This window comes from Pseudomonas graminis (assembly GCF_004364335.1).
GTDB lineage: Bacteria > Pseudomonadota > Gammaproteobacteria > Pseudomonadales > Pseudomonadaceae > Aquipseudomonas > Aquipseudomonas graminis_D.
Window position 1 is genome coordinate 51512 of sequence record NZ_SOCR01000006.1, and the last position, 10979, is coordinate 62490.

The window sequence follows — 10979 nt, forward strand, 5'->3', positions numbered from 1 at the left end:
AAGCTGACAGACATGATTCGCTTGATTATGTGGATCGCCCTGATTGTGGCGGCCATCTGGTTTTTCAAACGCCTGGTGAAAGGCCCCGCCCCACGCCCGAAACCCGCAACGCCGGAGCTCCATGCAGCGCCCATGGTGCGCTGCGCGCAATGTGGGGTGCATGTCCCTCGCGATCGGGCGCTGAGCCAAGACCAGCAATGGTATTGCACCGAAGCGCACCGGCTGCAGGGCCCCGCTGCACGTGACCGCTGACAGCCTGCCGCTAACGACGCCCCAGGCCCAACGCATCCTGCGGCTGTATCACCTGTATCGTCTGAGCATCGGCGTGCTGCTGGTGCTGCTGATCTCCAGCAGCCTGGATGCCGAATTGCTGGAGCTGGCCGATATCGAGCTGTTCCGCATCGGCTGCTGGCTGTATCTGGTGTTCAACATCCTCGTCGTTGTGCTGCTTGAGCGCCCGAGCCGCCAGGGCCAACTGTTCTCCCTGGCCATGGCCGACACGCTGATGCTGGCGGCGCTGTTCTACGCCGGAGGTGGGGCACCGAGCGGCATTGGCAATCTGATCATTGCGTCTGTGGCGATCAGCAATGTGCTGCTGCGCAAGCGGACGGGCCTGCTTATCGCCGCGCTTTCGGCCATCGGCATCATTTATCTGACCTTCTACATCAGCTATCACAAGCCTTCCGCGGCCAATCATTTCGTGCAGGCCGGCTCGCTGGGCGCCCTGTGCTTCGCGGCAGCACTGTTGGTTCAGGCCCTATCGCGCCGCCTCCAGCTCAGCGAAGACATCGCCGAACGTCGCGCCGCGGACGTCGACAACCTTGAAGAGCTCAACGCGCTGATCCTGCAACGCATGCGAACCGGCATATTGGTGCTCGACGAGGATCACAAGGTGCTGCTCGCCAACCAGAGTGCGCTGAATCTGCTGGGCCACGAGCGCTTGCTGGGCGAGATCGTCGACGCTTACTCGCCGCAACTGGTCGAGCGCCTGGGTCAATGGATGACCAACCCGTCGATGGCACCGCGCAGCATCACCACATCAGCCATTGGCCCGGTACTGCGTCCGGGTTTCATCGCACTGGCGCGGGGCAGTCATCGCCACACCCTGGTGTTTCTCGATGACCTGTCTCAGATCTCCCAACAGGCCCAGCAGCTCAAACTGGCCGCGCTGGGCAGACTGACCGCCGGTATTGCCCATGAGATCCGCAACCCGCTGGGCGCCATCAGTCATGCCGCGCAACTGCTGCTGGAATCCGAGGAACTGACCACGCCGGACCGGCGTCTCAGTCAGATCATTCACGATCAATCGCGGCGGATGAATCTGGTGATCGAGAACGTTCTGCAGTTGTCTCGTCGACGTCAGACCGAACCCCAGCTGCTCGATCTCAAGCAGTGGCTCGAAAATTTCGTGCGAGACCTTGGCGATGAGCTGCAGACCGGTCAAAGCGTGCATCTGGACATCCTTCCGGGCGCGCTCTCCACACAGATGGACGCTGAGCAATTGCAGCAAGTGATGAGCAATCTGGTGCAAAACGCTTTGCGCTATAGCGGGCAGCTGCACGAACACGCACAAGTGTGGCTAAGGTTGTTTCAGGCCCCGTTCAGCGAACTGCCGACGCTGGAGGTTCTCGACGACGGCCCGGGGGTTGCCGAAGAGCATCTTGGAAAAATCTTCGAGCCCTTCTTCACCACCGAAAGCAAAGGAACCGGCCTGGGCCTGTACCTGTCGCGCGAGCTGTGCGAAAGCAATCAGGCAAGCCTCAATTACACACCACGGGAAGGTGGCGGAAGCTGCATGCGAATTACCTTCGCCCATCCGTTCAAGCTGAGCTGAACATGAGCCAACGGCAAAAGATCCTGATCGTCGACGATGAGCCGGACATTCGTGAGTTGCTGGAAATCACGCTCGGACGGATGAAGCTGGACACCCGCAGCGCGAGAAACGTCAAGGAAGCGCAGGATTGGCTGGCGCGCGAGGCGTTTGACCTGTGCCTGACCGACATGCGCCTGCCCGATGGCAATGGCCTGGAGCTGGTGCAACACATTCAGAAGCGCCACAACCAGGTGCCGGTGGCGATGATCACCGCCCATGGCAGCCTCGACACGGCGATTCATGCCCTGAAAGCCGGCGCGTTCGACTTCCTGACCAAGCCGGTCGACCTGACGCGCTTGCGTGAGTTGGTCGCCAGCGCCTTGCGCCTGCGCCTCGCGCCTGCCGAGCAAAACCGCATCGACCATCGCCTGCTTGGCAGCTCTCCACCGATGCAATCGCTGCGCAAGCAGATCGCCAAACTGGCGCGCAGCCAGGCACCGATTTACATCAGCGGCGAGTCGGGCAGCGGCAAGGAACTGGTGGCCCGGTTGATTCATGAGCAAGGCCCGCGCGCCCAGCAGCTGTTCGTGCCAGTCAACTGTGGCGCGATCCCGTCAGAACTGATGGAGAGCGAATTCTTCGGCCATCGCAAAGGCAGTTTCACCGGCGCCCACGAAGACAAGCCCGGGCTGTTTCAGGTCGCCAGTGGCGGGACGCTGTTTCTCGATGAAGTGGCTGACCTGCCGCTGGCGATGCAGGTGAAATTGCTCCGCGCGATACAGGAAAAGTCCGTTCGCGCCATCGGCGGCCAGCAGGAGCAAATCGTGGACGTTCGCGTGCTATGCGCCACCCACAAGGACCTTAATCAGGAAGTGGCCGCCGGGCGCTTTCGGCAGGATTTGTATTATCGGCTGAACGTCATTGAGCTGCGCGTACCACCTTTGCGCGAACGCCGCGAAGACATCGAAGAGATCGCCAACAGCGTGCTGCGTCGCCTGACTGAATCCGCTGGCGAGCCTGCCACCCTCCTCCCGCCCCACGCGCTGGCGGCGCTCAAGGGCTATCGCTTTCCCGGCAACGTGCGCGAGCTGGAGAACATGCTCGAAAGGGCGTACACGCTGTGCGAAGACGATCAGATCAATACCGCAGACCTGCGCCTGGCCGAGCCGTCCCGCACCGCCGAGGAGGACGGCCCGAGTCTGGCCAACATCGATAACCTGGAAGACTATCTGGAAAGCATCGAGCGCAAGCTCATCCTGCAGGCGCTGGAGGAAACCCGCTGGAATCGCACAGCGGCCGCGCAGCGTTTGAATTTGACGTTCAGGTCGATGCGTTATCGGTTGAAAAAACTGGGGCTGGAGTGATGGGTTCGAGGCCCGCCATTCGGAAATTCCTGTAATCAAAAGCACCTATTAAATGCCTATTAAACGCCTATAAAAAAACAGGCTGATATGCCAAAAAGTTAGCTTCCTAGTCAAAAAACCTCGTACCCACGCCCCTCTCCAATGCGGTTAAATCCGGCGCAAATTGCCGCGTTGGAGCGTGTCCTTGAAACAGAAACCCCACTTTGTCATCGGCGCTGCTTTGCTCATCGCCTGCTCGACGGCATTTGCCGGTTCAACTTTGGATCGCGTGACGAAAACAGGCGAATTGACTGAAGTCCTGATGGAGAGTTATCCGCCCTTTTCGTTTCTGAATGATCAGAACCAGCTGGACGGATTCGACGTGGATGTCGCGAAGGCTGTAGCCGAGCGTCTTGGCGTCAAACTCAAGCTTGAGACGCCCTCATGGGATGTAATCGCCGCCGGTCATTGGAGCGGTCGTTTTGACATCTGCATCTGCTCGATGACGCCCAGCAAGGCACGCGCTGAAGTCTTTGACTTCCCGGCCACCTACTACCAGTCGCCCGCTGTGGTGGTCGTCAACGCCAAGGACCAGAGCATCACCACTGGTAAAGACTTGTCGGGCAAGAAAGTCGGCGTAATCAGCGCCTCGACCTATGAGGCCTACCTGAACAAAGACCTTGTGATCGAAGGGGCTGAAGACAGGCCCATCACCTACCCTTTCAGCAGCGTTCAAGTTGCCCCCTACGACAATGAGCAGGTGGCTTTCCAGGACTTGGCGCTGGGCACTGGCGTACGTCTGGACGCCATGGTTACCAATTTGATTACGGCGAACCAACGCATCGCCCAAGACCCGCGCTTCAAGGTGGTCGGTGAGCCTCTGTATGCCGAGCCCAACGTCGTCGCGATCGAAAAAGGCGACCCCGAGTGGCGGACCAAAGTGACCGAGGTCATCGCCCAACTGAGGGCTGACGGCACGTTGAGCAAGATTTCGCAAAAATGGATCGGCTCTGACATCACCCAATGAGTGCCTTTGAACCACGACCGGCGCCAACCGCAGGCGCTCCTGAAACGCTGCTCGGCCGGCTCCGCGCGCGCCTGGGCTTTCGCACACGCGTGTATTTGACCTGGCTGGTGCTGCTGGCGGCGTGCGTGCAGTTTTTCCTGAGCTTCGACCTGAAGTTCTCGATCATTCTGGACAAGCTCCCCAACCTGATCGGCGTCCATCTGAGCCCGAACGGCTTTCTGCAGGGGGCGGCGTTGACGCTGTTCCTGTGCTTTTGTTCGATCTGGTTATCGTTGATCCTGGGGTTCGTCACGGCATTGGCGCGACTGTCGCGCAGCGCCGTGGCGTTCGGTATCGCCAGCTTCTACGCGTCGTTCTTTCGTGGCACGCCGCTGCTGATCCAGATACTGCTGATCTACCTGGGGCTGCCGCAACTGGGCGTGGTGCCTGGCGCTATCAGCGCCGGGATCATCGCCTTGTCACTCAATTACGGGGCCTACCTGAGCGAAATCTTTCGCGCCGGGATTCTTTCCGTGGCGCCGGGTCAACGGGAAGCTGCCGCCGTACTGGGCCTTAAACCCGTGACGACGTTCATTCAGATTGTGTTGCCCCAAGCCATGCGCACCATCATCCCGCCCGCCACCAGCCAGTTCATTTCCATGCTCAAGGACTCATCGCTGATATCGGTAATGGGCGTTTGGGAGGTGATGTTTCTGGCGCAGTCCTATGGCCGATCTTCGTATCGTTACATCGAGATGCTGACCACCGCAGCGGTGCTCTACTGGTTGATGTCCATCGGGCTTGAACTGATTCAACTGCGCCTGGAACGCCATTACGGCAAAGGCTTCAAGAACCAGCGCTGATCGCCAGCGCTTTACCACTTTTGGCAGGAAATCCCATGTCCGATCCAAAACCTCTGTTGTTCGCCCTGTATGAGCAAGCCAGCGTGGGCTGCGGTGGCGCCCCCAGCCTGTGGGCTCACCCGGCAGACGAGCGCCTGACCATGAACTCGTTACGCTTCTGGTCAAACCAGGCCCGAATTGCCGATCAAGCGCATCTGGACATGATGTTCTTCGGTGATGTGCTGGGTTTTTACGACGTGTACGGCGGCAACGCTGATGCCGCCATGAAGTGGGCAGTTGAAGCGCCCGCCAATGACCCGTTGATGATTATTCCGGCGCTGGCGGCGGTGACCGAGCACCTCGCGTTCGGCGTGACGGTAAGCACCAGCTACGAACATCCGTTCAGCCATGCCCGGCGCTTCAGCACCTTGGATCACCTCACTGACGGACGTATCGGCTGGAATATCGTCACCTCCTACCTGAACAGCGCCGCGCGTAACTTCGGGCTTGAGGAGATGATCAAGCACGATGACCGCTATGAGCGGGCCGAGGAATTTCTCGACGTGGTCTACAAACTGTGGGAGGGCAGCTGGGCTGATGACGCGGTAGTGGCCGACAAATCTGTCCCGCTCTATGCCCGTGGCGAGCGCATCCGTCCGATCAATCATGCGGGCGATCACTACCGGGTTGCGGGTCCGCACCTGACGGCGCCGTCACCCCAGCGCACACCCCTGCTGATCCAGGCCGGTTGGTCAGGCCGTGGCCGCCAGTTTGCCGCCAAGCATGCCGAGATGATTTTCACCGCCAAGTCGAACCCTCACGAGATTCGCCAGGGGCTGGAAGATATCTGGGCTCAAGCCCGGGCACGGGGCCGCGCAGCCGAGGATGTCAAAGCCCTGACAGTGTTACGCATCGTCACCGGTAAAACAGAGATAGAGGCCCAACAAAAATACGAGAAATTGCAAAGTAACTACCACGCCCAGGCTCAGTTGGTCAGCTATGCCGGCGACACCGGTATCGACCTCAGCCGTTATAGCGATAACGAGCCGCTGTCTACCCATACCGAAGGCATGACCTCTTATGTGATGCGCCCGGACGGCAGCGGCAAGCCGCTCACCGCTGGCGACGTCAGACAGCGGTTTGCCAACGTCACCCGAGGCACTGACCTGATTCTGGTGGGCACGCCGGAGCAAGTGGCCCAGCGCATTGAGGAGCACGCCCGGATCAGCGGCACCAGTGGCTACATGATTAATCCGCTGATCAGTCCCGGCAGCCTGGAAGATTTCGTCGAGTGCGTGGTGCCCGCCTTGCAGAAACGTGGGCTGTATCGCACGCAACCGCAGCGGGGGACCTTGCGCTCGAGGCTACAGGGCGATGGCGGCAGCCGTTTGCCGGACTCGGCGTACGGTGCGTCTTTTCGTTTTGACAAATAGCCGTGATGCCGATGCGTTATCCGTGGAACAAGCTGGGCTGGGGTGAGGGATTCGATGAACCGCGCTTGATAAGTCCCAGAAAGGGACCTATCGTTCCCTCTTTGGGACTTATCCGTGAGCAGCCTCATGAACATCGGCGACGCGCTCTTCACCACGACTCAGCAACGGGTATTGGGCCTGCTCTTTGGCAATCCGGAGCGGAGCTTTTATACCAATGAAATCGGTCGCTGGGCCCAAGTCGGTAAGGGCAGCACGACTCGTGAACTGGAGAAATTGCATTCTGCAGGCCTGCTGACTGCAACCCGGCAGGGCAACCAAATCCATTATCAGGCTAATCCTGGAAGTCCGGTCTATCCCGAATTGATTGGCCTCGTGCGCAAAACATTTGGCGTCGCCGATCATCTCAGAGTGGAGTTGTCGCCTTTTGCTGAGCAGATTCAGCGAGCGTTCATTTACGGCTCGGTTGCGAAAGGGACCGCCAACACATCCAGCGACATAGATCTGATGCTGATTGGTGAGGGCATCAGTTACAGCGAAGTGATGGAGCGTATGATCCCGCTCGAAGAGTTGCTGGGCAGACCCATCAACCCGACGCTCTACACGCCGTCTGACTGGAAAGCGAAGCTCGACAGTGGCAACAGCTTCGTGACTCGAGTGGCAGAGCAGGAAAAGATCGACATCATCGGAAGCGATTAGGGAGAACCCAGGGAATGGGCAACGAGTTAGTCCCTGATACCGATGCGCTTCGAGCATTACTGTCGATAGAGATGAAAACTCAGGGCTCCAGCCTTCCCTCCGGCGCATAAGGCGACTCATCAATAATCGGCGTCTCCCCCACCAGCAGATTTGTCAGCAACTGACACGAGGCCGGCGCCAGCACGAGACCGTTGCGGTAGTGCCCGCAGTTCAGCCACAAGCCTTGATGATTCGGCACCGGCCCGATGAAAGGAATGCCGTCCGGCGAGCCCGGCCGCAACCCTGCCCAGTGCCCGACCACGTGTGCATCCGCCAATGCGGGGATCAATTCGATCGCCGAGGCTTTCAGGCTTTCCAGGGCATTTTCAGTCGGTGTCTTATCAAAACCTTCGTGCTCGAGCGTGCTGCCGATGAGGATATGCCCGTCACGCCGGGGGATGGCGTAACGGCCCTTGGCGAGGATCATGCTCGGCAGAAAGTCGGCGGCGCATTTGTAGAGGATCATCTGACCTTTGACCGGTTCAACGGGCAGTGTCAGCCCCAGCTTGCCGAGCAGATCGCCGCTCCATGCACCGGCCGCCAGCACCACGCTGTCGCCGATCACATCGCCCTCGTCCGTCGTGACACCCACTATGCGATCACCTTCAAGCACGAAGTCGATGACCTGGCAGTGCTCACGAATGACTACATTGGGCATCGCCAGCAGTGCCGCCTTGAGCGACTTGACCAGACGCGGGTTGCGGACGTTGGCGACGTCGGCCATGTGCACCGCTCGCAAATAGCCGACGCCCATGACCGGCACGGCGTCGTAGACCGCAGAAATATCCACCGATGTCAGCGGACGGTTTACACGCGCCGCCCATTCGAGCGCCTCGGCCTCGTCGTCCAGGTCCAGCCAGTAAAGGCCGGTCTTGTGGACTTGCGGATCGATGCCGGTGATTGCCAGCAAGCGCTCGGCAAGCTGTGGGTAAAAATCTTGCGACCAGTGCGAGAGAGCCGTTACGGCCGGGCTGTAGCGCCACGGGTAGAGCGGCGACACGATGCCGCCGCCGGCCCATGAGGATTCCTGGCCGACTTCGGAGCGGTCGAGCAGCGTCACGCTTCGGACTTTTGAGGCGAGGTTGAAGGCGGTCAGGAGGCCGATGACGCCGCCGCCGATGATAATGATGTGTTGCCTGGACATGCTGAACCCAACCATCCACGGAAAGAAGCGCCGCAGTCCGCCCGTCAGATAGCAGTCAACCTGACGCGCAAGCGGCCGAAGAAATACAGTACGCCACCGGTCCGCCGAAAAACCCCGGACATCTGCTACATAGCGACTTTGGAGCTGGGTAGTATCACCATATTTCAACGCAAAAATGGAATTTCCTTGATGGATCTCAGCGCTGGTCTCACGCACCCGAATCCGCGTCGCCGCTGGCAATGTCCTGACAAGGGCCTTAGCGGCGGGTTTACGTTGATCGAGCTGATCGTGACCGTAGTGATCGTCGGCATTTTTGCCGCCATTGCGGTGCCGAGTTTCGTCGGCCTGATTCACCGTAGTAACGTGAGGGCCGGGGCTGATGAGCTTTATGATCTGCTCCAATATGCTCGGGCCGAAGCGGTGACCCGAAGCACAGCTGTGACCATTGCAGCGCCTGGAACCAGTAGCAGCAACTGGGCAGGGGATCTCTCGGTCAAGACGACTCAGCAGACATTGAGACAGATTGGCGCCTCGGGGTTGCAATCCGGTATCACGGTTACAACCGCAGTGGGCAGCATTGTTTTCTCGCCAACCGGCACGTCATCTGCCACCACCTGCTTCCAGGTTTCCTACGCCAACGACGCCTCCGTTACGCCGCAATTTATATCCGTGCAGTCCAGCGGACGCGTCACGCCTCCCACCTCGACGCGCCCTGGAGGATGCTGATGAACGATAGCTTCGTGCGCGGTCGCTCAGCGGGTTTCAGCATGATCGAAGTCTTGGTCAGCCTGCTTATCACTGTGGTGGGAGTGCTCGGCATGGTTGCGCTTCAGAGCAAGGCCATTCCCTACACTCAGGATTCTGCTCAGCGTAATACCGCGATCATGCTGGTGGACGATCTCGTCGAAATCATTCGCAGCGCACCGGCGGACTGCACCACCGCCAATTCATGCCTTAAGGCGCCGGGCGCCTCGTTTCCGAATCCCGCTTCGGACTGCACGCCCTCACCGTCAGCACTGTCCGAGCAAATCGGTTGCTGGGCATCACGTGCCAGCACCATGTTGCCAGGCGCCGACAGCCTGCTTGCCTCGGACAGCTTTTACATCTGCAAAACACCTAAGCCAGGCGACGTATCCGCCTGCACGACCTCAAGCACAACGAATGCTGATCTGGAAATTCAGGTTGCCTGGACGGTCAAGAACGCCGCCGACTGCATGACCGGCGCCAGTATCACGACACCAGGCACCTGCACCTATCGCTTGAGGACACGCATCAAATGAATGGGGAAGTTCTACCTTACCGGCAGATAGGCGTGTCGCTGATCGAGCTGATGGTCGCGATGGTCATCGGACTGTTCCTGATCCTCGGCGTCACTCAGATCTTCATCAGCAACCAGCGGACCTATCTATTCCAGCAGGCGCAGATGGGCAACCAGGAAAATGGCCGGTTCACCCTGGCCATCCTGAGCCAGGAACTGCTAAAGGCTGGTTACCGCAGCAGCCTCGGCGCAGTGATTCCCGCTGATAATTCCCTGAGTGGCTGCAGTTTTCCTATGGGCGCCTCCGTTGTGGCGTTGTCAGAATCGTCCTTATGCGTCCAATATCAGGCCACCAGCAAACTCGACGTCAGTTGCCAAGGCGCCGCCCTGGCAATGGGGGACCAGGACAATATAACCACGCCCTATTCGGCGAAGTCGGTGCCGACCACTGTGCGCCCGAAAATTGTCGAAAAAATAGCGTTTGATTCCGCCAACAAGGCTATTACTTGCACCAGCGGTGCCACGACTCAACAGCTGGTGAGCGGCGTTCAGGATCTGCGATTCGAATATGGATCGGACCCCTCGGACCCGAAAGCAGTCAGCAAATTCAGCACTACCGCCCCAACCGGCACCATCGCGGCGGTGCGTTACAGCGCGTTGATGCAAAGCCCGGGCACCTCAACGATTCGTGACAGCACCACCGCTATTTCATCCGCGCTGACAGACTGGAACGGCCGCTATGGCACCAGCTATAACGATACGAAAGGCATTTATCAAATTGTGCAGGGGACCATCATGGTCAGGAATCAGATGCCATGACGCCCTCAACCAAAACTCTTCAGCGCGCGCAAATGCGTGACCAGACCGGCGCCACACTCCTGGTAGCGTTGATGATGCTGCTGATCATCACATTGCTGGCACTTTCCAGCATGCGGGGGGTGTCGCTCGAATCCCGGATCACCGGCAACCTCAGGCTTCAGAAAACCCTGACCAATGCGGCGGAAGCCGGCCTGCGAATCGGTGAATTGAGCATTAGCCAATGGCAATGCACCACAGCGGCCGGCAATACGAACAAACCCTGCATACCGACCCCTAACGCGGCTACGTTGGTGAACGGCGATTATCCGCTGGTATTCAACGCGGCCAACAGCGCTAATATCAATGTGGTCACCACCTATCAATACAATCCAGTCACCGGCAATAACGTTGAAATCGAGTGGTATGTGATCGATTTGAAGTTTCTGGATGGTCAAGCGATAAACGGCTGTGCACTTTTGGCAAGGGATTGCGGCCGTCACTATTACGAGATTACCGCCTGCGCATCCAACGTCAGGTGCTCCAGCGACACGACCACGCAACGCGTCATTCTTCGCACGGTGTTTGCCGTTTCCGATTCCTGATTACC

General features: G+C 59.1%; 12 protein-coding genes. 11 read left to right on the forward strand and 1 reads right to left on the reverse strand.

The genetic code is table 11. The annotated features are described in order from the left end of the window. Positions 1 to 12 precede the first annotated feature (12 nt). The 7 genes from EC919_RS12405 (at position 13) to EC919_RS12435 (ending at position 7133) form a co-directional block, all read left to right on the forward strand. The gene (locus tag EC919_RS12405; protein WP_133774309.1) at positions 13 to 252 is read left to right on the forward strand and encodes a PP0621 family protein; all 240 of its coding nucleotides are present in this window, start codon (positions 13 to 15) and stop codon (positions 250 to 252) included. Then, positions 242 to 1834, forward strand: coding sequence for a sensor histidine kinase (locus EC919_RS12410; RefSeq protein ID WP_133774311.1), 1593 nt, complete (start codon positions 242 to 244; stop codon positions 1832 to 1834). The genes EC919_RS12405 and EC919_RS12410 overlap by 11 nt, the downstream gene beginning before the upstream one ends. Positions 1835 to 1836: 2 nt before the next feature. Continuing rightward, complete coding sequence (locus EC919_RS12415; RefSeq protein WP_133774313.1) at positions 1837 to 3177, forward strand: sigma-54-dependent transcriptional regulator; 1341 nt, start codon at positions 1837 to 1839, stop codon at positions 3175 to 3177. A 301-nt stretch (positions 3178 to 3478) separates the two neighbouring features. Then, entirely contained in the window at positions 3479 to 4183 is a 705-nt protein-coding gene (locus EC919_RS12420; RefSeq protein ID WP_432213815.1) for a transporter substrate-binding domain-containing protein, read from the forward strand. Beyond that, positions 4180 to 5025, forward strand: coding sequence for an amino acid ABC transporter permease (locus tag EC919_RS12425; protein ID WP_133774317.1), 846 nt, complete (start codon positions 4180 to 4182; stop codon positions 5023 to 5025). Before EC919_RS12420 ends, EC919_RS12425 begins: the two co-directional genes overlap by 4 nt. A gap of 35 nt (positions 5026 to 5060) precedes the next feature. Beyond that, entirely contained in the window at positions 5061 to 6437 is a 1377-nt protein-coding gene (locus EC919_RS12430) for an LLM class flavin-dependent oxidoreductase (protein WP_133774319.1), read from the forward strand. A 126-nt stretch (positions 6438 to 6563) separates the two neighbouring features. Next, a complete protein-coding gene (locus EC919_RS12435) occupies positions 6564 to 7133 on the forward strand; it encodes a nucleotidyltransferase domain-containing protein (RefSeq protein WP_133774321.1) in 570 nt (189 codons plus the stop codon). A 79-nt stretch (positions 7134 to 7212) separates the two neighbouring features. On the opposite strand, the gene thiO is transcribed toward EC919_RS12435, so the two are convergent. After that, positions 7213 to 8316: a glycine oxidase ThiO gene (gene thiO / locus EC919_RS12440; RefSeq protein WP_133774829.1), complete on the reverse strand. Its 1104-nt coding sequence runs from the start codon at positions 8314 to 8316 to the stop codon at positions 7213 to 7215. A gap of 189 nt (positions 8317 to 8505) precedes the next feature. On the opposite strand from thiO, the gene EC919_RS12445 reads away from it, so the two are divergent. The 4 genes from EC919_RS12445 to EC919_RS12460 are packed head-to-tail and all read left to right on the forward strand — an operon-like array spanning position 8506 to position 10974. Then, a complete protein-coding gene (locus tag EC919_RS12445) occupies positions 8506 to 9042 on the forward strand; it encodes a GspH/FimT family pseudopilin (RefSeq protein WP_133774324.1) in 537 nt (178 codons plus the stop codon). Beyond that, positions 9042 to 9596, forward strand: coding sequence for a type IV pilus modification protein PilV (gene pilV, locus EC919_RS12450; RefSeq protein ID WP_133774831.1), 555 nt, complete (start codon positions 9042 to 9044; stop codon positions 9594 to 9596). Before EC919_RS12445 ends, pilV begins: the two co-directional genes overlap by 1 nt. After that, positions 9593 to 10393, forward strand: a complete 801-nt coding sequence (locus EC919_RS12455) for a PilW family protein (RefSeq protein ID WP_133774834.1) — start codon at positions 9593 to 9595, stop codon at positions 10391 to 10393. The genes pilV and EC919_RS12455 overlap by 4 nt, the downstream gene beginning before the upstream one ends. Next, positions 10390 to 10974 carry a pilus assembly PilX family protein gene (locus EC919_RS12460; protein ID WP_243842252.1) on the forward strand — a complete coding sequence of 195 codons (585 nt, stop codon included), beginning with the start codon at positions 10390 to 10392 and terminating at the stop codon, positions 10972 to 10974. Before EC919_RS12455 ends, EC919_RS12460 begins: the two co-directional genes overlap by 4 nt. Positions 10975 to 10979: the final 5 nt, after the last annotated feature.

Coding starts and splice junctions, on each gene's coding strand:
- EC919_RS12405 (WP_133774309.1), top strand. CDS start 13: ATGATTCGCTTGATTATGTGGATCGCCCTGATTGTGGCGGCCATCTGG.
- EC919_RS12415 (WP_133774313.1), top strand. CDS start 1,837: ATGAGCCAACGGCAAAAGATCCTGATCGTCGACGATGAGCCGGACATT.
- EC919_RS12420 (WP_432213815.1), top strand. CDS start 3,479: ATGGAGAGTTATCCGCCCTTTTCGTTTCTGAATGATCAGAACCAGCTG.
- EC919_RS12425 (WP_133774317.1), top strand. CDS start 4,180: ATGAGTGCCTTTGAACCACGACCGGCGCCAACCGCAGGCGCTCCTGAA.
- EC919_RS12430 (WP_133774319.1), top strand. CDS start 5,061: ATGTCCGATCCAAAACCTCTGTTGTTCGCCCTGTATGAGCAAGCCAGC.
- EC919_RS12435 (WP_133774321.1), top strand. CDS start 6,564: ATGAACATCGGCGACGCGCTCTTCACCACGACTCAGCAACGGGTATTG.
- thiO (WP_133774829.1), bottom strand. CDS start 8,316: ATGTCCAGGCAACACATCATTATCATCGGCGGCGGCGTCATCGGCCTC.
- EC919_RS12445 (WP_133774324.1), top strand. CDS start 8,506: ATGGATCTCAGCGCTGGTCTCACGCACCCGAATCCGCGTCGCCGCTGG.
- pilV (WP_133774831.1), top strand. CDS start 9,042: ATGAACGATAGCTTCGTGCGCGGTCGCTCAGCGGGTTTCAGCATGATC.
- EC919_RS12455 (WP_133774834.1), top strand. CDS start 9,593: ATGAATGGGGAAGTTCTACCTTACCGGCAGATAGGCGTGTCGCTGATC.
- EC919_RS12460 (WP_243842252.1), top strand. CDS start 10,390: ATGACGCCCTCAACCAAAACTCTTCAGCGCGCGCAAATGCGTGACCAG.